This is a genomic window from Paracoccus salsus (assembly GCF_021556615.1).
Taxonomy (GTDB): domain Bacteria; phylum Pseudomonadota; class Alphaproteobacteria; order Rhodobacterales; family Rhodobacteraceae; genus Paracoccus; species Paracoccus salsus.
The window spans coordinates 236,029-255,939 of sequence record NZ_JAKGGD010000005.1 but is presented as its reverse complement, the minus strand read 5'-3'; the positions used below and the strand labels follow the sequence as shown (position 1 = coordinate 255,939).

Annotated in this window: 19 protein-coding genes; 13 read left to right on the top strand and 6 right to left on the bottom strand. The window is 67.0% G+C overall.

The features are described from left to right. Positions 1–36 precede the first annotated feature (36 nt). The 5 genes from tsaE to trxA are packed head-to-tail and all read left to right on the top strand — an operon-like array spanning position 37 to position 8,804. A complete protein-coding gene (gene tsaE / locus L1965_RS12000) occupies positions 37–1,455 on the top strand; it encodes a tRNA (adenosine(37)-N6)-threonylcarbamoyltransferase complex ATPase subunit type 1 TsaE (protein ID WP_235756682.1) in 1,419 nt (472 codons plus the stop codon). Next, positions 1,443–2,114, top strand: coding sequence for a nucleotidyltransferase family protein (locus L1965_RS11995; protein WP_235756681.1), 672 nt, complete (start codon positions 1,443–1,445; stop codon positions 2,112–2,114). The genes tsaE and L1965_RS11995 overlap by 13 nt, the downstream gene beginning before the upstream one ends. Next, entirely contained in the window at positions 2,107–5,055 is a 2,949-nt protein-coding gene (gene addB, locus L1965_RS11990; protein ID WP_235756680.1) for a double-strand break repair protein AddB, read from the top strand. The genes L1965_RS11995 and addB overlap by 8 nt, the downstream gene beginning before the upstream one ends. Beyond that, on the top strand, positions 5,045–8,422 hold the full coding sequence (gene addA / locus L1965_RS11985; RefSeq protein WP_235756679.1) for a double-strand break repair helicase AddA: 3,378 nt from the start codon (positions 5,045–5,047) through the stop codon (positions 8,420–8,422). The genes addB and addA overlap by 11 nt, the downstream gene beginning before the upstream one ends. Beyond that, on the top strand, positions 8,310–8,804 hold the full coding sequence (gene trxA, locus L1965_RS11980) for a thioredoxin (RefSeq protein ID WP_338421486.1): 495 nt from the start codon (positions 8,310–8,312) through the stop codon (positions 8,802–8,804). Before addA ends, trxA begins: the two co-directional genes overlap by 113 nt. A 36-nt stretch (positions 8,805–8,840) precedes the next feature. Here the strand turns inward: trxA and L1965_RS11975 are convergent, their stop codons facing one another. After that, a complete protein-coding gene (locus L1965_RS11975; RefSeq protein WP_235756677.1) occupies positions 8,841–9,740 on the bottom strand; it encodes a hypothetical protein in 900 nt (299 codons plus the stop codon). Positions 9,741–9,831: 91 nt separating this feature from the next. Between L1965_RS11975 and hslV the strand changes: the two genes are divergently transcribed. The 3 genes from hslV (at position 9,832) to L1965_RS11960 (ending at position 12,014) form a co-directional block, all read left to right on the top strand. Further along, a complete protein-coding gene (gene hslV, locus L1965_RS11970; protein ID WP_235756676.1) occupies positions 9,832–10,389 on the top strand; it encodes an ATP-dependent protease subunit HslV in 558 nt (185 codons plus the stop codon). A 77-nt stretch (positions 10,390–10,466) separates the two neighbouring features. Next, positions 10,467–11,774 carry an ATP-dependent protease ATPase subunit HslU gene (hslU, locus tag L1965_RS11965; protein WP_235756675.1) on the top strand — a complete coding sequence of 436 codons (1,308 nt, stop codon included), beginning with the start codon at positions 10,467–10,469 and terminating at the stop codon, positions 11,772–11,774. Positions 11,775–11,834: 60 nt separating this feature from the next. Next, entirely contained in the window at positions 11,835–12,014 is a 180-nt protein-coding gene (locus L1965_RS11960) for a PLD nuclease N-terminal domain-containing protein (protein WP_235756674.1), read from the top strand. 19 nt (positions 12,015–12,033) lie between these two features. Here the strand turns inward: L1965_RS11960 and L1965_RS11955 are convergent, their stop codons facing one another. Together L1965_RS11955 and L1965_RS11950 are read right to left on the bottom strand one after the other, a co-directional pair. Beyond that, positions 12,034–12,642 (bottom strand): Smr/MutS family protein, encoded by a 609-nt coding sequence (locus L1965_RS11955; RefSeq protein WP_235756673.1) that lies wholly within the window; start codon positions 12,640–12,642, stop codon positions 12,034–12,036. Next, entirely contained in the window at positions 12,642–13,298 is a 657-nt protein-coding gene (locus L1965_RS11950; protein ID WP_235756672.1) for a Tim44/TimA family putative adaptor protein, read from the bottom strand. Before L1965_RS11950 ends, L1965_RS11955 begins: the two co-directional genes overlap by 1 nt. A 111-nt stretch (positions 13,299–13,409) precedes the next feature. On the opposite strand from L1965_RS11950, the gene L1965_RS11945 reads away from it, so the two are divergent. From L1965_RS11945 to L1965_RS11935, 3 genes are read left to right on the top strand one after another with little or no spacing between them, the layout of a single operon-like run. Next, complete coding sequence (locus L1965_RS11945) at positions 13,410–13,952, top strand: FxsA family protein (RefSeq protein ID WP_235756671.1); 543 nt, start codon at positions 13,410–13,412, stop codon at positions 13,950–13,952. Positions 13,953–14,009: 57 nt separating this feature from the next. After that, positions 14,010–14,522 carry a protein-export chaperone SecB gene (gene secB, locus L1965_RS11940; protein WP_235756670.1) on the top strand — a complete coding sequence of 171 codons (513 nt, stop codon included), beginning with the start codon at positions 14,010–14,012 and terminating at the stop codon, positions 14,520–14,522. Positions 14,523–14,534: 12 nt separating this feature from the next. Beyond that, positions 14,535–15,155 (top strand): HD domain-containing protein, encoded by a 621-nt coding sequence (locus L1965_RS11935; protein WP_235756669.1) that lies wholly within the window; start codon positions 14,535–14,537, stop codon positions 15,153–15,155. A gap of 41 nt (positions 15,156–15,196) precedes the next feature. Here the strand turns inward: L1965_RS11935 and L1965_RS11930 are convergent, their stop codons facing one another. The 3 genes from L1965_RS11930 to L1965_RS11920 all read right to left on the bottom strand — a co-directional run bounded on the left by L1965_RS11930 (position 15,197) and on the right by L1965_RS11920 (position 16,839). Next, positions 15,197–15,463 (bottom strand): H-NS histone family protein, encoded by a 267-nt coding sequence (locus L1965_RS11930; RefSeq protein ID WP_338421485.1) that lies wholly within the window; start codon positions 15,461–15,463, stop codon positions 15,197–15,199. Positions 15,464–15,583: 120 nt separating this feature from the next. Then, positions 15,584–16,138, bottom strand: a complete 555-nt coding sequence (locus L1965_RS11925) for an ActR/PrrA/RegA family redox response regulator transcription factor (RefSeq protein WP_235756667.1) — start codon at positions 16,136–16,138, stop codon at positions 15,584–15,586. Positions 16,139–16,209: 71 nt separating this feature from the next. Further along, positions 16,210–16,839: an SCO family protein gene (locus L1965_RS11920; protein ID WP_235756666.1), complete on the bottom strand. Its 630-nt coding sequence runs from the start codon at positions 16,837–16,839 to the stop codon at positions 16,210–16,212. Positions 16,840–16,929: 90 nt separating this feature from the next. Between L1965_RS11920 and L1965_RS11915 the strand changes: the two genes are divergently transcribed. Next, positions 16,930–18,252 carry an ActS/PrrB/RegB family redox-sensitive histidine kinase gene (locus tag L1965_RS11915; protein ID WP_235756665.1) on the top strand — a complete coding sequence of 441 codons (1,323 nt, stop codon included), beginning with the start codon at positions 16,930–16,932 and terminating at the stop codon, positions 18,250–18,252. 63 nt (positions 18,253–18,315) lie between these two features. Beyond that, positions 18,316–19,911, top strand: coding sequence for a PAS domain-containing protein (locus L1965_RS11910; protein ID WP_235756664.1), 1,596 nt, complete (start codon positions 18,316–18,318; stop codon positions 19,909–19,911).

Below are 19,911 nucleotides of genomic sequence, written 5' to 3'. Positions count from 1 at the left end.
ATTTGCACCCGCCCGCCGACCGGCTAGAAGCGGGGCATGACCACGACGCGACTGACCGCCGACGAAGACCTGACCGCCGGGCTGGCCCGGATGCTGGCCGCGATTGCGCGGCCCGGCGATGCGCTGCTGCTGGATGGTCCGGTCGGCGCGGGAAAGACCCATTTCGCCCGTGCCTTCATCCGCGCCAGGCAGGGAGACGCGGCCGAGGACGTGCCCAGCCCGACCTTCACGCTGGTCCAGACCTATGACGATCCGCAGGGGACCGAGATCTGGCACGCCGATCTTTATCGGTTGAGCGACCCGTCCGAACTGGATGAGCTGGGCCTTGATGAGGCGCTGGACCGCGCGATCTGCCTGATCGAGTGGCCCGACCGGCTTGCTGCGCTGCCCGAAGGCGCGATGACCGTCTCGCTGGCCAGTTGCGACGATCCCGGCCTGCGCCGGATCACGCTGATCGGCGGCGACCCGCGCGCGGTGCCGCTTGCGGCATTCGTGGCGCGCGCGGGATGGTCGCAGGCCCGGGTGCTGCCGCTGGCCGGCGACGCTTCGGCCAGGCGCTATTTTCGACTGACAGGCCCCAGGGGCAGCGCCGTGCTGATGGACGACCCTTCGGGCGATTGCGTTCGCTTCGTCGAGATGACGCGGTGGCTGCACGCCCACGGCTTCGGCGCGCCCGCGATCCTGGCCGAGGACAGCGATCATGGGCTGCTGCTGGTGCAGGATCTGGGCGACGATCTGGTCGCCAGGGTGCTGGAGCGGCAGCCCGACCTGGCCCCCATGATCTATGCGCGGATCACCGATTTCCTGATCGACCTGCACCGCCAGAAGGTCCCCGCCTTCGTCGCCGCGCTGGACGGTCCGGCGCTGGCCGACCAGGTCGGGCTTTTCGCCGAGTGGTATCCGCAGGCAGCCGGGGTCGCGACCGGGTCGGCCGAAGCCATCGCCCCGACCATCGCCGCGACCATCGCGGATCTGCATGAGGGCCTTGCCACCGATATTGCCCCGGTCCTTGGCCTTCGCGATTTCCATGCCGAGAACCTGATCTGGCGGGACGCGGCGCCGCTGGGGGTGATCGACTACCAGGATGCCGTCGCCTGCCACCCGGCCTATGACCTGGTCTCGGCCTTGCAGGACGCCCGCCGCGACGTCGCACCCGACATCGAGGCCGCCTGCATCGCCCGCTATCTGACCGCCACCGGGCTGGATGCGGACCGGTTTCGTGCCGCCTATGCGCTGCTGGGGGCGCAGCGAAACCTGCGGATCATGGGCATCTTCACGCGGCTCTGCATCCGTGATGGCAAGCCGCGCTACCTGGACCTGATGCCGCGCGTGTGGGGGCATCTTCGCCGTGACCTGGCCCATCCGGCGCTGCACGCGCTGGCCCGGATCGTCGATGCCCTGCCCGACCCGGATCCTGCCACGATCGAAAGGATTCGCCGTCAATGCGCCCGCTGATGATCTTTGCCGCCGGACTTGGCACAAGGATGCGCCCGCTGACCGACAGCCGCCCCAAGCCGCTGATCCGCGTCGGCGGAATGACCCTGCTGGACCGTGCGCTGGAAATGGCGCGCAGCGCTGGCTGCGCACCGATCGCCGTCAACACACATTACCTGGGCGACCAGATCGCCAGCCACCTCGCCGGTCAGGACGTGGCGATCAGCAGGGAACCCGGCGCGATCCTCGACACCGGCGGAGGTTTGCGGCAGGCGCTGCCGTTGCTGGGGCGCGGCCCGGTCATGACGCTGAACCCCGATGTCGTCTGGACCGGCCCGAACCCTCTGTCCGCGCTGATGGCGGCGTGGCGCGATGACATGGACGCGCTGCTGGCGCTGGTGCCTCTGGCGCGCGCGACCGCGCGGATCGGCGCCGGCGATTTCGGCCTGGATGATGCGGGCCGGGTCGCGCGCGCGGGCGACCATGTCTATGCCGGCGCCCAGATCATCCGGCCCGACCGGCTGGCCGGAATTCCCGACAGCGCGTTTTCGCTGAACCGCCTGTGGGACTTGCTGATCGCGCAGGGCACCGCCTTCGGGCTGGTTCACGACGGCGGCTGGTGCGATGTGGGTCGCCCCGAAGCCATCCCGATGGCCGAGGCGATGCTGGCCGATGGCTGAATGGCAGCCCGGTCTTTTCGCCCTGCCGCCCGGGGTCGATTTCGCGGCCGAGTTCGTCGCCGGGCTGCTGCGACGAATGTCGGACCGGCCGCCCGAGGCGATTGCCCGCGTCACGATCTATGCCAATTCGGGCCGCACTCTGACCGCCATCGAAGAGGCCTTCGACAGCCAGGGTCCGCTGCTGCTGCCGCAATTGCGCGTGGTGACCGATCTGGGTGCGGGACCGGCCGCGCATCAGGGGCCGCTGGCCGCCCCTCTGGCGCGCCGGCTGCAACTGGCGCGGCTGATCGACGGTTTGCTGCGGGCCCGCCCCGATCTGGCGGCCGGGCATTCGGTGCCGGCACTCGCGCGCTCGCTGGCCGATCTGATGACCGAGATGCAGACCGAAGGCTGCGCGGCCGACGCGCTGGAACGGATCGACACCGGCGATCATGCACGGCACTGGCAGAGCGCGCTGGATTTCCTGCGAATCGCCGCCCGGTTCCATCTTGCCGGACCGGCCGTGGATCGTGCCGCCCGCCAGCGCGCCGCCGCCGAGGCTGCAATGGCCGACTGGTCCGAGGGACGCAACCTGCCGCCCGATCCGGTGATCGTGGCGGGCTCGACCGGTTCGCACGGGGCTACCCGTCTGTTCATGCAGGCGGTGGCGAGCCTGAACAACGGCGCGGTGGTGCTGCCGGGCTTTGACGTCGACCAGCCGCAGCAGGTCTGGGACGGGCTTGACGCGCAGGCCGAAGACCATCCGCAGGCGCGCTTTGCCCCGCTGATCCGCCGGACCGGGCGGCCACGGCCCTGGACGGACGCACAACCTGCCGCGCCCGGACGCAACGCCCTTGTTTCACTGGCCCTGCGGCCTGCGCCGGTCACCGATCAGTGGATCGCCGAAGGGCCGGGCCTGCCCGATCTGCTTTCGGCCAGCGAGGGCCTGACCCTGATCGAGGCCGACCAGCCGGGACAGGAAGCCGAGGCTATCGCCATGGTGATGCGCGAGGCGGCGGAACGGGCCGAACCGGTCACGCTGATCGCCGCCGACCGGGGTCTGATCCGGCGCGTGAACGCCGCGCTGGATCGCTGGAACCTGCGTCCCGACGACAGCGCCGGGCGACCGCTGCACCTGACCGCGCCGGGGTTGTTTCTGCGCCACATCGCCGGGCTTTTCGGTGAACCGCTGACCATCGACCGCCTGCTGATCCTGCTGAAGCACCCGCTGACCGCGACCGGCTCGACGTTGCTCGGCGCGAACGAGGCGCGCCGACAGGCGCGCGAACTTGAACTGGAGCTGCGCGCCCGAGGCCCCGCCTTCCCCGACGGCGACACACTGCGCGACTGGGCGACAAGGGGCGACGAGGGCCGCAGGTCCTGGGCGCTGTGGGTTGCCGCGCTGATGGACCGGATCGCGGCCTTCGCGCGCGACATCGCGCCGCGCCCGATCCGCGACCGGCTTTTCGACCTGCGCGGGCTGGCCGAGGCGCTGGCCGCGGGACCGGATGGGGACGCGGAATCGTCGCGGCTGTGGCACGAGAAACCCGGCCAGCTTGCCCGCGCGGTGCTGGACCAGCTGGCCGTCCATGCCGCAGACGGGCCCGACATGGTCCCGCGCGACTTCACCACGCTGCTGCTGGGAGAGTTGGAGGCGCAAGCGGTCCGCGGCGATTTCGAGGCGCACAGGCTGATGAAGATCCGCGGCCCGCGCGAAGCCCGGATCGCGGGTGCCGGCACGGTGATCCTGTCAGGTCTGAACGAGGGCGGCTGGCCACAGGCGCTGTCCCCCGATCCCTGGCTGTCGCGGCAGATGCGGCTGCAGGCCGGCCTGACGCTGCCGGAACGCCAGATCGGTCTGTCCGCGCATGATTTCCAGCAGGCGATCGCGGCCGGTCGCGTCATCCTGACCCGCGCCAGGCGCAATGCCGAGGCCGAAACCATCCCCTCGCGCTGGCTGAACCGGTTGACGAACCTGATGGCCGGACTGCCCGACCGGGGCGGCCCCCAGGCGCTGGCGGCGATGCGGTCCCGCGGCACGGACTGGCTGGCCCTCTGCGCCGCTCTTGCGCGGCCGCAGGCGCCGGCCCTTGCCGCCATGCGCCCCTCGCCCATCCCGCCGGTGCCGGCATTCGACGAATTGCCGGTCACCGATGTCTCGCTGCTGATCCGCGATCCCTATGCGGTCTATGCCAAGCGCGTGCTGAAGCTGCGGCCGCTGAACCCGCTGCGCCCCGAACCCGATGCCGCCCTGCGTGGCCAGACCCTGCACGCCATCGTCGAAAGGCTGCTGAAATCCGGTCCGTCCGCCTGCATGCCCGTCACGACGCTGCGCGAGACGTTCCTGCGGATCACCGCCGAAGTGCTGGATGACGAGGTGCCCTGGCCCTCGGCGCGGGTGTTCTGGCAGGCGCGGATCGAGGCGATCGCGGACCGCCTGGTCAGCGACGAACTGGTGCGACTGTCCGAGGGTCATCCGCAGGTGATCGAACGGCGCGGGGCGGTCGGCGTGCCCGGAATGGATTTCCGCCTGACCGCCAAGCCCGACCGGATCGACCTGCTGAGGGACGGACGGGTGATGATCTACGACTACAAGTCCGGCAGCCCGCCCACCGACGCCCAGATCGCGCATTTCGACAAGCAACTGATCCTGGAGGCGGCGATGGCGCGTCGGGGCGGTTTCGACGCTCTGGGTCCGGTGGATGTGGCCGGTATCCGCTATATTCAGCTTGGCGGCGATGGGCGCACGCATGATCGCGCCTATTCCCCGCAGATCGAGGCCGAGAACTGGGACGGGTTCCTGCGACTGATCGCCGCCTATCTGACCGGTGCGGCCGGGTTCACCGCCATGCGCGCACCCGAAAGGACCAGCTATGCGGGCGACTACGATCACCTTGCCCGATTCGGGGAATGGTCGCTGGCGGATGCACCGCAGTCCGGAAAGGTCGGCGATGACGAATGATGCGACGCTGAACCAGATCGCGGCTGCCGATCCCGCGCGCTCGACCTGGCTGACGGCCAATGCCGGATCCGGCAAGACGCGCGTGCTGACGGACCGGGTCGCGCGGCTGCTGCTGTCGGGTTGTGCGCCCGAGCGCATCCTGTGCCTGACCTACACCAAGGCCGCCGCGACCGAGATGCAGAACCGCCTGCTGAAGCGGCTTGGCGAATGGGCCATGCTGCCCGAGCCGGACCTGCGCGCCGCGCTGGCCGATCTGGGCGAGGGCACCACCCCGGATCTGGCCGAGGCGCGCCGGCTGTTCGCCCGCGCCATCGAGACGCCGGGCGGGCTGAAGGTGCAGACCATTCACAGCTTCTGCGCGGCGCTGCTGCGGCGCTTCCCGCTTGAGGCCGGGGTACCGATGGGATTTGCAGAGCTGGACGACCGCAGCGCGCGGGGCTTGCGCGCCGAGATCATCGAAGAGATGGCAGACAGCGGCGATCCCGCGATCCGTGACCTGACGATGCTGCACGGCGGCGACAATCTGGACGCTTTTCTGGCCGGGCTGTCCGAGGCCGATTTCAGCGCCGCCCCCGACGCGGGCGCCATCTGGGCGGCGCTGGGTCTGCCGCAGGGCCTGGATGAGGAATTGCTGCTGGATCATGTCTTCGAAGGGTCCGAGGGTGACCTGTTCGATGCACTGATCCCGCTCCTTGCGTGCGGCGGCAGCACCGACGCAAGACTCGCCGACAAGCTGCGCGCTGGCAACTGGTGCAGACCGGGCATGGCCGAGTTGCGGATCCTGGCCGGGGCGCTGCTGACCGGCGCCAGCGCAGCCGAGCCGTTTTGCGCCAAGATCGGCAGACTGCCGACCAAGGCGCTGCGCACCGGACCTTGCGCGCCGTTCATGGACGATCTGGAACAGCTGATGCTGCGCGTCCAGGACGCCCGCGCCGATGCGCTGGGGCTGGCACTGGCGCAGAAGACACTGGCGCTGCACCGGTTCGGCCACGCCTTCACGCTGAGGCTGTCGCAGCGCAAGGCGGCGCATGGCCGGCTGGATTTCGACGACCTGATCCGCCGGACGGCACGGCTCTTGCGGGAATCCAGCATGGCGCAATGGGTGCTGTGGCGGCTGGATGGCGGAATCGATCATATCCTGGTGGACGAGGCGCAGGACACCAGCCCCGAGCAATGGCGTGTGATCCGCAGCCTGACCGACGAATTCACAAGTGGCGCGGGCGCGCAGGACCGTCCGCGCACCCTGTTCGTCGTCGGCGATCCAAAGCAGTCGATCTATTCCTTCCAGGGCGCGGATATCGCGGTGTTCGAAGACATGCGCGACCGCTTCGGGCATGATTTCGCGGCCGTCCAGCGCCCGATGCAGCAGCGTGGCCTGGCCCACTCGTTCCGGTCCTCGCCGGCAATCCTGTCGCTGGTCGATACGGTGTTCCAGGGCGAGGCGGCCGAGGGGCTGGGCGATCCACCCCGCCACATCGCCTTTCGCGATGCCCTGCCCGGTCGCGTCGATATCTGGCCGCCGCTGCCGGAACCCGATTCTCCCGAGCGCGGTGACTGGACGCAGCCGGTGGACAGCCCCGCCGAAAACGCCGCCGACACGCGGCTGGCCCGTGCGGTCGCGGCCCAGATCCGCGCGATGATCGGGGCGCCGTTGCCTGACGCGAAATCGGACCGGGTGCGGGCCATCGGCCCGGGCGACATCCTGATCCTGGTCCAGCGCCGCGCAGCGCTGTTCGAGGAGCTGCTGCGCGAATGCAAGGCCGCCGGCCTGCCGGTCGCCGGCGCCGACCGGCTGAAGCTGGCGGCCGAACTTGCGGTCCGCGATATCATCGCGACCCTGTCGGTCCTCGTCACGCCCGAGGACGATCTGTCGCTGGCCGCCGCGCTGCGCTCTCCGCTGTTCGGACTGTCCGAGGATGCGCTGTACCGGCTGGCGGCGGGGCGCGGCCGGAAATACCTGATCCAGCGCCTGCGCGGGTCGGATCATCTTCGCGCGCGCGAGGTGCTGTCCGACCTGATGGACGAGGCCGATTTCATGCGTCCCTACGACCTGATCTCGCGCTTGCTGATCCGGCATGGCGGCCGGGCGGCGCTGATCGCGCGGCTGGGTCCAGAGGCCGAGGATGGCATCGACGAGCTGTTGTCGCAGGCGCTGGCCTACGAGGCCGCTGACACGCCATCGCTGACCGGCTTTCTGGTCTGGCTGTCCAGCGACGATGTGCAGGTCAAGCGCCAACTGCCCGGCCAGGCGGGCGGGCTGATCCGCGTCATGACCGTGCACGGCGCAAAAGGGTTGGAAAGCCCGGTGGTGATCCTGCCGGAAACCCGCAAGCGCCAACCCGACAGCCGGAACCGGACGGTGCGGCTCGGCGACCTGCCGACCTGGCGCGGCAGTGCCGCCGAGCGGCCCGACGCCGTTGGGCAAGCCGTGGCGGCGCAGAAGCGCCAGCAGGACGAAGAACGGCGGCGGTTGCTGTATGTCGCGATGACGCGGGCCGAAAGCTGGCTGATCGTCGCGGCGGCGGGCGAGACCGGTGACGGGCTGGACAGTTGGCACGCCATGATCGCCGAAGGCGCCGCGCGCACCCCGATGCAGCGCGACAGCCTTGAGATCGACGGGGTCGGCACCGGTCTGCGCCTGTCCTTCGGCGCATGGCCCGACGCGCCCGCGCTCGCGGCGGCGGACATGGCGCAGGCGGTTGCCGTGCTGCCCGACTGGGCCCGCCGCCCTGCCCCGCCCGCGCCACAGGCGCACCGGCCGATCGCCGCGACCTCGCTTGGCGGGGCCAAGGTTCTGGGCGCCGCGATCGGGAATGCCGATCCGGAGGCCGCCATGCTGCGCGGCACGCGGCTGCACCTGCTGCTGGAACATCTGCCGGGCGCAGCGCGCAGCGACTGGAATGACCTTGCCCGTGCGGCACTTGCCGGCGCCGAGGGTGGGTTGCCGGACGAAGCCGAGTTCGAAGAGCTGATGGTCGAGGCCCGCTCGGTGATCGACGCGCCCGAGTTGACCGAGGTGATGTCGCCCGCCCCGGGCGCCGTGATCCTGCGCGAGGTCCGGCTGACCGCGCCCCTGCCAGGCCCCGGCATCCTTCACGGCATCATCGACCGGCTGCTGGTCCAGGATCACGAGGTTCTGGCCATCGACTACAAGTCCAATGCCGAGATTCCCGACCGCCCGGCAGCCACACCCGAAGGAATCCTGCGCCAGATGGCCGCCTATCGCGCGGCGTTGCGGACGATCTATCCCGGGCGTGCCATCCGCACGGCCATCCTGTGGACGGCCGCGCGCAGCCTCATGCCGTTGCCCGACGCGGTGCTGGACGCCGCAAGCCACGCCCTTGACCCGGGGGCTCTGCGTTCATAGCTGTGTCAGGAACCCGTCACGCCGGCCACGACCGGCCCCGTCTTTCCAAGGAGCGACCAGCATGGCTACCGTGCATGTGAATGACAGCGAATTCGACGCTGAAGTGCGTCAGGCCGAAACCCCCGTCATCGTCGATTTCTGGGCCGAATGGTGCGGCCCGTGCAAGCAGATCGGCCCGGCCCTGGAAGAGCTGTCGGACGAATATGCCGGCAAGGTGAAGATCGTGAAGGTCAATGTGGACGAGAACCCGGAACAGGCCGCCGCCCTGGGCGTGCGCGGCATTCCGGCGCTGTTCATGTTCAAGGACGGCGAGGTCGTCTCGAATCGCATGGGCGCCGCACCCAAGGCTGCCCTGAAAAGCTGGATCGACGAGTCGGTCTGAGCCGGGCGCAAGGCTTCAAGGACGAAGGCGGCGGCCTCAGACAGGCCAGCCGCCTTTTCGCATCGCCGCGACGATGCGATCGTCGGCGTCGTCGGCCATCATGTCCAGGCTTTGCTCCCGAAGGAACCAGTGCAGATAGCGGCTGAACGGAGGGCGGTGGCGCGGTGCCCGCACCAGGGCGTCGTCGACGCCATGCTCCGCGACATTCAGCGCGATGTGATGAAAATCGACCTGCGCGAACAGGACCGCGGGCTTGCCAAGGATGAACCCGTCGAACGCCACGGCGCTGTTCTGGGTGGCCACGAACGCACAGTCGCGCAGCAGGCTCATCGTATCGCCGCCCAGGCTGAGATTGGGAAAGGTTGCCGCCAGATGGTCCAGCGCCGCGCGATCGGCGTCGTCATAGGCCTCTTTCGGGTGCAGGGTCGCCACGCAGGGGCGCCCGGTCCGCGCGACGGACTGAACCATCGCCAGCGGGCTCATGGTCTGGAATGATCGCTGCTGTCGCAACCGCCCCTGCAGCGGGATCAGGACATGCTGGCCGTGCCGCGGGGCGGCGCCGGACAGGACGCGGTGCCGCAGACGGGCGGCAAAGCCATCTGCCACAGCCGGGTCGGCCACGGGATCGAATCGCGCCAGGGCCACAGGCCAGCGCCAGCGTTCGGCAACCGGCTCAAGCCTCCAGAACGGATAGTGATAGGCGCGACGGAACGTCAGGGCACGCGAATGCGTCGGCTTTTCCATGTGATAAAGCGCGTAACCAGGCAGGTCGGGCGCCTTGTCCCGCGCCGCCTGTCCTGACCGATGGATCCGGACCTGCCATCCCCGGGCCTCCAGAACGCCGCGCATGCGGTTCAGGAAACCCAGTTTCCCGGCCTGCGCGGTCTGCAGGATCGGCGGATGCAGATAGATGCGCAGGATGCGATCGGAACTCATGCGGGCAGGCTAGGGCGGCATACGGCGTGGCGCAACGGGTTGCGCCGCCGGGTCCGTGGCCATATCTCGGCTCAAACGACGGAGGTCCCCGATGGCGGATGAGAAGTTTCCCGGCTGGCACGGCACGACGATCCTGGCGGTCCGGCGCGGCGGCAAGGTCGTCATGGCTGGCGACGGTCAGGTCAGCGTCGGACAGACGGTGATGAAAGGGACGGCCCGCAAGGTCCGGCGCCTGACGCCGGGCGGGCGCGAGGTGGTCACCGGCTTTGCGGGCTCCACGGCCGATGCTTTCACGCTGCTGGAGCGGCTGGAGAAAAAGCTGGAAAGCGCGCCCGGACAATTGCAGCGTGCCTGCGTCGATCTGGCCAAGGACTGGCGCACCGACAAGTATCTGCGCAACCTCGAAGCCATGCTGCTGGTTACCGATGGCAGCCAGATCTACGTGGTGACCGGCACCGGCGACGTGCTGGAGCCCGAACACAATGTCGCGGCCATCGGTTCGGGCGGAAATTTCGCGCTGGCCGCGGCGCGGGGACTGCTGGAAACCGATCTGGACGCCGAGGCGATCGCGCGCAAGGCGATGGCGATCGCGGCCGATATCTGTGTTTATACGAACGGAAATCTGACGGTCGAAACGCTTGAGGGCTAACGGAACGGCCCTTGACCCGATTCGCGACTTTTACCCGAACTGACCCGCACACAGCATAGCCAGCGAAGGCAGGACACATGACCGATTTGACACCGCGCGAGATCGTATCCGAGCTGGATCGCTTCATCATCGGGCAGAAAGAGGCCAAGCGCGCCGTGGCCGTCGCCTTGCGCAATCGCTGGCGCCGCAAGCAGTTGGGCGACGACCTGCGCGACGAGGTCTATCCCAAGAACATCCTGATGATCGGGCCGACCGGCGTCGGCAAGACCGAGATCAGCCGTCGGCTGGCGCGGCTGGCGAACGCGCCCTTCATCAAGGTCGAGGCCACGAAATTCACCGAGGTCGGCTATGTGGGTCGCGATGTCGAACAGATCATCCGCGATCTGGCCGACGCCGCCATGATCGACACGCGTGAGCGGATGCGCGAGGAGGTCAAGGCACGCGCCCACAGCCAGGCCGAGGAGCGCGTGGTCGAGGCTCTTGCCGGAGAGGGTGCGCGCGAGGGCACGCGGCAGATGTTCCGTGAGAAGCTCAAGCGCGGAGATCTGGACGACACGATGATCGAGCTTGAATTGCAGGACAATTCCAACCCTTTGGGCGGGATGGAGATCCCCGGCCAGCCAGGTGCCAGCCTGGGCGGCATGATGGACCTGTCCGGGCTGATGAAGGCGTTCGGCGGGCGGCGCGTGCGGCGCAGGATGACGGTCTCCGAAAGTTATGAACTGCTTATCGCGGAAGAGGCCGACAAGCTTCTGGACGACGAGGCAGTCAAGGCGACCGCGCTTGAATCGGTCCAGGAAAGCGGCATCGTCTTCATTGACGAGATCGACAAGGTCTGCGCCCGCGCCGAGGCGCGCGGTGGCGATGTCAGCCGCGAGGGCGTGCAGCGCGACCTTTTGCCGCTGATCGAGGGCACCACGGTCAGCACGAAATACGGCGCGGTGAAGACCGACCACATCCTGTTCATCGCCTCGGGTGCGTTCCATGTCGCCAAGCCTTCGGACCTGCTGCCCGAGTTGCAGGGCAGGCTGCCGATTCGGGTCGAATTGAGGGCGCTGACGGAACAGGATTTCGTGCGCATCCTGACCGAGACCGACAACGCCCTGACCCGCCAGTACACGGCATTGATGGCGACCGAGGGCGTGACCGTGGACTTCACCGAAAACGGCATCGCCGCGCTGGCGCAGATCGCCGCCGAGGTCAACGGCTCGATCGAGAATATCGGCGCTCGAAGGCTCTACACGGTGATCGAACGGGTCTTCGAGGAACTGTCCTTCACCGCCCCCGACAAGAACGGCGAGAGCGTGACCGTGGACGCAGCCTTCGTCGAAAAGCATCTGGGCGATCTGGCGCGATCGGCCGATCTGTCGCGCTACGTCCTCTAGCGGGAACCCGCGGGCGGGCTCCGGTGTTCGGCTAGTCGGAGCAGCAAGGGAAAAGCGGCCATGGAATACATCTTCGGGATCATCATCTTCGTGCTGGATGTCTGGGCCATCGCCTCGGTCATCAACACGAACGAAACGACGGGCACGAAAATCCTGTGGATCGCCCTGATAGCCATCCTGCCGGTCCTGGGCCTGATCATCTGGTATTTCGCGGGACCGAAGGCGAATTACTCGGCCTGAGGCTTGCGCCCTGGCGCGATCAGGCCGGCGATCGTCTCAGATAGACATAATAGGCCCCCTCGCCACCGTGACGATAATGAGCGGGGGTGACCTGCTGGACCAGCGCCGACAATGGCGGCCCGTGCAGCCAGTGCGGCACCTGATGACGCAAGGCGCCGGGGCGGGTCGGCAACGGGCCATGATCGCCCCTGCCCTTCCCGGTGATGACCAGAACCAGACGTTTGCCGCCGGCATGGCACGCCAGAATGAACCGGATCAGTTCGGGATGGGCGGCGGCCAGCGTCAGCCCGTGCAGATCCAGCCGGGCCTCGGGCCGCAGTTTTCCGCTCGACATCCGCTTGTGCGTCTTGTGGTCCATCCTGAGCGGCGCTGAGCCCAGGCGCTCGGCAGGACCTGGCATCGCGCCATGGCCAGAGCCGCGCTGTGGTGCGGCCTGGCCCAGCCTGAAACGCGAAATGACCTTCGAAATGGGCAATTCCGGCGGAGGATCAGCCTGCCGAACCTGGGATCGGACGCTGGCATCCGGTGCTCGAACAGGGTCTGTCCGCGGGGCAAGCGGCTTGGCGCTGCGCGCGACCCGAGCCCACAGTTCACGCTCCTCGGGTGTCAGGCCCCGACGCCGAGCCATCAGCCAGTCGCGACCAGTTGCCAGTTCGGATCGTCCTGCCCCATGTGACGCGCGAAGGTCCAGACGTCACGCTGCTTGCGCGACGCCTTGGGGTCGCCATCGACGACGTTGCCCTCCGAATCGCGGGTCGCCGCGATGAGTTCGCCGACGAAGCGGACGGACACTTCGGCCCACGCGTTGGAGTGGTCGAACTCGGCACCGGCCAGCGATGTGTCGCGCACGCCAAGGAACTGCGCCTCGACCTTGTGTCCCTGCGCCTTGCGGGCATCGATCACCGACTGGAACGCATCGGCGACCGGCTCGGACAGAAAGGCGCGAACCTCGGACAGGTCGCCCCGCTCGAACGCCATCAGGATCATTTCATACGCGGATTTCGCGCCGGACAGGAAGTCATGGACGCTGAACGACGGCTCGGCGCGCTTCATCGCAGCCAGCGCCTCGGCGGCCGGGCTGCCGGGCTCGGCGTAGTCGATGATGTCGTGATCAGGCTCGTCCGCGGAGGACTCGATCACCTCGAAGCGGCGGCGCTGGGCTTCCGGCGCATCCACCTTGGGCGGCTCGTACCCACCGCGCGTGCCCAGAACATTGCGAAGCCGCAGGATCAGGAAGATCGCGATAGCGGCCAGCACAAGCAACTGGATCAGCGGGTTGGTCATGGGGTCAGCCTCGATTCTGGTCAGATCGGTTTGTTTCTTGCGTCTAGGTTACTATGTAGGGGTCGGACCAGAGCAAGTCCAGTTGACGCACTGGCAACAGGGGGAAATGGCATGTGGCTATTCTGGGTTTTCGTGGCGGTGCCGATTATCGAGATCGCGCTGTTCATCCAGATCGGCGGGTTTATCGGTCTGTGGCCGACGCTGGCAATCGTCGTTCTGACAGCCCTGGCCGGCAGCGTGCTGGTGCGCAGCCAGGGCGCCCATGCGTGGAACGAGGTGCAGGAAAGCTTCAATCAGATGCGGGATCCGACCCGCCCGCTGGCGCACGGCGTGATGATCGTGGCGGCGGGCATCCTGTTGCTGACGCCGGGCTTCTTCACGGACGCGGTTGGCCTGCTGCTGCTGATCCCCGCGGTACGCGATGCCGTGATGCGCTATGTCGCGCAACGTATCGAGATCAGACGGATCGAGATGCGCAGCACCCGTCGATACGAACCTCATCGTCCGCCCTATGGCGACGGAATCATCGACGGCGACTACGTGGTCGAGGATGACGAGGTGCCGCGGCGGCCGCAAACGCCACCGGACCTGCCGGTCGAACCGGTTGACGACCAGCCGGATCGGCGCGGCAATTCCGGCTGGACGCGCCATTGAGGCCCTGTGCCGCGCCTGATAGAAGCGGCGTCAAATCCGAATTTGCGAGGACAGATCATGGCTGACGAAACCACCCCGAATGGCGCGGCGCAAGCACAGCCTCAACTGCGGATGCAGATCCTGGCGCAGTATATCCGCGACCTTTCCTTCGAGAACGCGGTCGCGACGAAAGGCGCGCCTTCGGGCGATGTTCAGCCCGAAATAACCGTGCAGGTCAGCCTCGACGCACGCAAGCGTGGGACCGAGAACCAGTACGAGGTCATCTCGAAATACCGCGTCACCTCGACCAACAAGGGCGACGGGCAGACGATGTTCCTGGCCGAGCTGGATTACGGCGGGGTGTTTCATATCGAGGGGGTGCCCGAGGACCAGATGCACCCGTTCCTGATGATCGAGTGCCCGCGCATGCTGTTCCCCTTTGTCCGCCGGATCATTTCGGACCTGACGCGCGACGGCGGCTTTCCGGCCTTCAACATGGACCCGGTCGATTTCGTGGCGCTGTATCGTCAGGAGCTGGCCCGTCGTGCACAGACCCAGACGGAAGCAGCGGCCGAAAAGCCGCTGTCCTGACGGCACACGCGGATGCCCTCCCGGCCGCGACGCGCCTGGCAGCGCATGCTGTCCGGTCGGCGTCTGGACCTGCTGGACCCGACGCCCTTCGACATCGAGATCGAGGACATCGCCCACGGGCTTGCCTTCGTCGCGCGCTGGAACGGTCAGACGCGCGGCGACTGGCCCTACTCGGTGGCCGAACATTCGCTGCTGGTCGAATCGATCTTTGTCCGGATCAACCCGGGCTGTGATCCATGCTGGCGTTTGTCCGCGCTATTGCACGATGCACCGGAATACGTGATCGGCGACATGATTTCGCCCGTCAAATCGGCGCTGGGTCAGGAATACGGGGCGATGGACGAGCGTCTGGCCGCCGCGATTCATCGCCGCTTCGGGCTGCCCGCCGCCATTCCCGTGGCAATCAAGAAGAAGATCAAGCAGGCCGACCGGATTTCCGCAAGGCTCGAGTCGGTGCAGATCGCGGGCTTCACCGAGGCCGAGGCGCGCAAATTGTTCCCGCTGCAGAACGAGCATATATTGTCTGTCCTGCAAATCAGACTTAGACCGCCCGCCGAAGTGCGCGCCGCTTTCCTGGCGCATTTCAAAACGCTGATCCGGTCGATGGACGGCGTCGATCATTCCGACGGCTGATCGAAACAGGCCGCGCTGCAGCCTGTTTCCTGCGTCCCGTTTCAGATCAGAAGATCTTCAAGCGCTTTGCCGTTTTCCAGATTTTCCTGCACCCAGCGAGGCTTGCGCCCACGTCCGGTCCAGGTCATCGTCGGGTCCTCGGGGTTGGCATATTTCGGCGGCACGGTTCCTGCGCGACGCGGCTTGCCTCCGGTAAGCTCTGCCAGATTGAAGCCGTGTTCGCGCGCGGCCTCCTCGATCGCGACCAGCGCCTCGCGGCGCTTGCGATCCTCATACGAATTGATCGCACGGTCCAGTTTCGACCGCATGTCGCGCATTTCCTTGAGAGTCATCTTATCAAAGTCTAGGCTCATTGTTTAACTTCCGCGTGTTTTGATATCCGTATATCTATAACAGCCGCGAAAATTTTCAACTGACTATTTTCAATTCTACCTGGGCCCGCGTTTTGCAAGGATCCGCTGAAGTGTCCGCCGGTGCATATGAAGACGGCGCGCGGTTTCGCTGACATTCCTCTCGCATTGTTCGTAAACCCGCTGGATATGTTCCCACCTTACCCGGTCGGCGGACATCGGATTTTCGGGCGGGGGCGGCAACAATTCGCCCGAGGCCAGCAATGCGGACGTCACGTCATTCGCATCGGCCGGTTTGGCGAGATAGTCGGTGGCGCCCATCTTGACCGCCGCGACGGCCGTGGCGATGGCGCCATAGCCGGTCAGGACGATGATCTTGGCGTCATGGCGCGCCTCGCGCAGCGTCTCGACCACGTCCAGCCCGTTGCCATCCTCAAGGCGCAGGTCGATGACCGCATAGGCTGGCGCGTTCTTCGCGATCATGCGCATCGCGTCGGCGACGCTCAATGCGGTGCGCGGCATGAAGCCGCGCTTCTCCATCGCCCGCGCAAGCCGCGTCACGAAGACTTCGTCGTCATCGACAAGCAGAAGGGACGGATCGGGACCGATCTGCGTGGCTGCTGGCTCATCCATGTCATTCCCTCACATACCCTGCGTTCGATGCATGTTTGATCGGGGAAGCCGGTCAGCGCAAGCGGTTGCCCTCAACTCGCGGCATCAACATAGCATCCGACCGAATCCGCCATCTGCTGCGGAGAGGTGTCGCGCGAAAAGAACTCGACCGTCCGGTTTCCCGGCATGACGAGATAGGTATTGGTCATGTGATCGACCAGGTAATACTCGTCGTCCTGCTGATCCTGGGCCTTGTAATAATTGCGCCAGCCCTTGTTGGCGGCGGCGATTTCCTCGACGCTGCCGGTCAGGCCGACCATGTCATCAGAGAACAGCGCGGTGAAATCTTCCAGCACCTCGGGCGTGTCCCGACGCGGATCGACGGTAATGAAGACAAGCTGCACATCCTTGCCCTGTTCGGCCAGCAACAGTTGCGCCTCCGCATTGCGCGCGCTGTCCAGCGGGCAGACATCGGGGCAGAATGTGTAGCCGAAATACAGCAATGTCGGTCTGGTGAAGACCTCATCGGCGCCGACACGCTGCCCGTCCTGCCGGGTGAGGGTGAAATCCGAGCCGAAACTGTCCATCCCGCCGGCGACCGTGCTGGCGCGGCATTCTGCATAGGTATCGTCCGATCCGCCCAGGGACAGAAATGCCCCGCCCGCAACCAGCACGGCCGCGGCGGCGACCGTGCCGTAGATCAGATTTCTGCGATCCGCCATGGCTGTTTCCCCGCCTTTCCGAAATGCGCACATTGATCGCCGATCCGCAGCCGGGTATCAAGACGCGCAATGTCGCAGCGGAGCCCCTCCATGAGCGCGCCGACCCCGCAGCGCGGGCTCTCTTCCATCGACGACACCCACCGCGCCGAGCCGATCCGGATGCGCACCCTGATCCTGCTGCGCTGGTTCGCGATCGGCGGGCAGTTTGCCGCGGTGACGGTCGCCGGGCTGATCGGGATCAATTTCGCGAGAGTGCCGGTTCTCGCGCTGATCGCGGCGGCACTGGCCGTCAATATCTGGCTTTACGTGCGACCGCCACGCCGGACCTCGCCGCACCGCGCCATCGCCCACCTGGCCTTCGACCTGGTCCAGATGTCGACGCTGATCGCGCTGACCGGCGGCATGTCCAATCCCTTTGCGCTTCTGGTTCTGGCGCCAGTCACGATCGCCGCGACAACCCTCAACGCACGGCAAACGGTCGCTCTTGGGCTGGCCACGGTTGCGCTGATCTCGCTGGCGGCGCTGCTGGCGGTGCCGCTGCACGACGCCTCGGGACAGCAGCTGCAACTGAACCCGATCCTGACACTGGGTCACTGGCTGGCGCTGGTGATCGGTGTGGTCTTCTTTGCGGGCTATACTCATCGTGTCACGGCAGAGATGACCGCCACCTCCAACGCCCTGTTCGCGACGCAGATGGCGCTGGCCCGCGAGCAGCGGCTTCAGCATATCGGCGGGGTGGTCGCCGCGGCAGCGCACGAGATGGGAACTCCGCTGGCCACCATCAAGCTGATCGCGGGCGAACTGGCGGACGAGTTGGATGATCGGCCCGAACTGCGCGAGGATGCGATCAGCCTGCGTCAGTCGGCCGACCGCTGCGCCCATATCCTGCGCAGCATGGGCCAAGCCGGCAAGGAAGACCTGATGCTGCGTGCGGCACCGTTGCGGACCGTGCTTGAGGATGCGGCAAGGCCGCATGCCGATCGCGGCCCGGTCGTCGAGATCGTCGCCGAAGGGCCCGGCATCGTCCGCGACCCTGCGATCATGCACGCCCTGCGCAACCTGATCCAGAACGCCGTGGACTTCGCCCGGTCGCGCGTGGTGATCGAGGGGCATGAAAGCGCCAGCTATCTGACCGTGACCATCCGCGACGACGGCCCCGGCTATCCCGCAGCGCTTCTGGCAAGGATCGGCGATCCGTATCTGACCAGTCGCCGGGGCGGCGCTCAGCGCGGCGGCTACGAGGGCATGGGACTTGGGCTGTTCATTGCAAAGACCCTGCTGGAACGGACAGGTGCCCGGCTGACCTTCGCCAATGGTGGCCCGGGGGCGATCGTGTCGGTCAGATGGCCGCTGAACAGGATCCGCGCGAATGAAAGGGCCGCACTGGGCGACAATCCGACATGGGATCTTTGAATCTTAACTTTTCGTTAAGCATGGCTGACCTATGTTCGATGAAACATCTGGAGGCAGGGTTCCGTGGCGTCTGAAGCTGTACTGGTCGCGATCACGGCCGTTCTTGCGGGAACGATTTCAGTGGTGCTGGCCGTGGCGGTGCTTCGCGGCTGGGACAGGCGGTGGAGGGGATCGTCCCGTCTGTCGTCGACCGACAGGCTGGAACAGCGCTTGCAGCCGATGGTTTTCCTGTTCCGTGATCGTCGCCTGACGGATGCGACGGGTCCTGCGCGCACCCTGTTGTCGCGCATGCCCGCGCCGGATGGCGACTGGGAACGCCTCGTCCAGTGGATCGGGCCGCGCTTTCCCGATTTCGGCAGCCGGCTGGACCAGATCTCGCGTCTCGGACGAATCGAGTTGCTGGGCGATGCCGGCACGGGCAGCGCGGCGCTGCGCCTTCTGGCCGAAGATCTGGGCGACGAACTGTTGCGTATCTCCGTGACGGACCCGGCGGCGGAACACGCCGGGATCATGGTCGATTCCATGTCCCAGCAAGCAATGGAGGAAGAGCTGGATCTCCTGCGCCGGGCCCTCGACCAGACCCCGATGCTGGTCTGGCGACAGGACGCGGAAGAGCGCGTGACCTGGGCAAACGCCGCCTATCTGCGCCGCGCCGAAGCGCAGGGCGACGGGGTGGTCGGCTGGCCCCTGCCCCGGCTGCTGGAGCCGCCCAAGCCGGTGCCCGGCGCCGGTACCGCGACCCGGCGGGCCTCGCTGGACAGCCATGGCGTCGTTTCGTGGTACGATTGTCACAGCCACCGGACCGGCGACCAGACGATGATGTTCGCGCTGCCGGCCGATGCTGCCGTGCGGGCCGAACGCAGCCTTCGCGAATTCGTCCAGACCCTGACCAAGACCTTCGCCGACCTGCCGATCGGGTTGGCCATCTTTGATCGGCAGCGCAACCTGCAACTGTTCAACCCCGCGCTGATCGACCTGACCGGCCTTCCCACAGGATTCCTGACCGCGCGCCCGACGCTGTTCGATCTGCTCGACAAGCTTCGCGAACTGCGGATGGTGCCTGAACCCAAGAACTTCCGCAGCTGGCGTCAGCAGATGGCCAATCTGGAAAGCGCCGCGGCGACCGGCCATCACGTCGAGACCTGGTCCCTGCCCGGGGGCCAGACCTACCGGGTGACCGGGCGGCCGCACCCGGATGGCGCCGTGGCATTCCTGTTCGAGGATATCACATCCGAGATCTCTCTGACACGCAAGTTCCGCGCGGAACTTCTGCTTGGAACCCATGTCCTTGACGGGATCGAGGATGCCCTGGCCGTCTTCGCGCCGAATGGTCAGCTTGTCATGATGAACCAAGCCTATCGTGATCTTTGGGGCGACGAAAACAAGACGCTGACCTCGGCCATTGCCTCGTGGGAGGGCCGGATCGAGCCCGGCCCCGGCTTCAGGTCATTGCGCGACCGCCTGAACGCAAGCGAGGACGGCGGGCCTGCAAGCGGCGCGATGAGCGGACCTGACGGTCGGCTTCTGGGGTGGACGGTTTCGCGGCTGGGCGGCGGGCGGCAGATGCTTCGCTTCCGCAGCCCTGAATCGATGCGCGAACGCGCCTCGCACAGCGGCCCGGACGCCCCAGGCCTTGCCAGCGCGGTCGGCGCCGACTGA

Excerpts from the sequence above, each read along its gene's own strand:
- tsaE (WP_235756682.1), top strand. The coding sequence starts at position 37 with ATGACCACGACGCGACTGACCGCCGACGAAGACCTGACCGCCGGGCTG.
- L1965_RS11995 (WP_235756681.1), top strand. The coding sequence starts at position 1,443 with ATGCGCCCGCTGATGATCTTTGCCGCCGGACTTGGCACAAGGATGCGC.
- addB (WP_235756680.1), top strand. The coding sequence starts at position 2,107 with ATGGCTGAATGGCAGCCCGGTCTTTTCGCCCTGCCGCCCGGGGTCGAT.
- addA (WP_235756679.1), top strand. The coding sequence starts at position 5,045 with ATGACGAATGATGCGACGCTGAACCAGATCGCGGCTGCCGATCCCGCG.
- L1965_RS11975 (WP_235756677.1), bottom strand. The coding sequence starts at position 9,740 with ATGAGTTCCGATCGCATCCTGCGCATCTATCTGCATCCGCCGATCCTG.
- hslV (WP_235756676.1), top strand. The coding sequence starts at position 9,832 with ATGGCGGATGAGAAGTTTCCCGGCTGGCACGGCACGACGATCCTGGCG.
- hslU (WP_235756675.1), top strand. The coding sequence starts at position 10,467 with ATGACCGATTTGACACCGCGCGAGATCGTATCCGAGCTGGATCGCTTC.
- L1965_RS11960 (WP_235756674.1), top strand. The coding sequence starts at position 11,835 with ATGGAATACATCTTCGGGATCATCATCTTCGTGCTGGATGTCTGGGCC.
- L1965_RS11955 (WP_235756673.1), bottom strand. The coding sequence starts at position 12,642 with ATGGCTCGGCGTCGGGGCCTGACACCCGAGGAGCGTGAACTGTGGGCT.
- L1965_RS11950 (WP_235756672.1), bottom strand. The coding sequence starts at position 13,298 with ATGACCAACCCGCTGATCCAGTTGCTTGTGCTGGCCGCTATCGCGATC.
- L1965_RS11945 (WP_235756671.1), top strand. The coding sequence starts at position 13,410 with ATGTGGCTATTCTGGGTTTTCGTGGCGGTGCCGATTATCGAGATCGCG.
- secB (WP_235756670.1), top strand. The coding sequence starts at position 14,010 with ATGGCTGACGAAACCACCCCGAATGGCGCGGCGCAAGCACAGCCTCAA.
- L1965_RS11935 (WP_235756669.1), top strand. The coding sequence starts at position 14,535 with ATGCCCTCCCGGCCGCGACGCGCCTGGCAGCGCATGCTGTCCGGTCGG.
- L1965_RS11930 (WP_338421485.1), bottom strand. The coding sequence starts at position 15,463 with ATGCGGTCGAAACTGGACCGTGCGATCAATTCGTATGAGGATCGCAAG.
- L1965_RS11925 (WP_235756667.1), bottom strand. The coding sequence starts at position 16,138 with ATGGATGAGCCAGCAGCCACGCAGATCGGTCCCGATCCGTCCCTTCTG.
- L1965_RS11920 (WP_235756666.1), bottom strand. The coding sequence starts at position 16,839 with ATGGCGGATCGCAGAAATCTGATCTACGGCACGGTCGCCGCCGCGGCC.
- L1965_RS11915 (WP_235756665.1), top strand. The coding sequence starts at position 16,930 with ATGAGCGCGCCGACCCCGCAGCGCGGGCTCTCTTCCATCGACGACACC.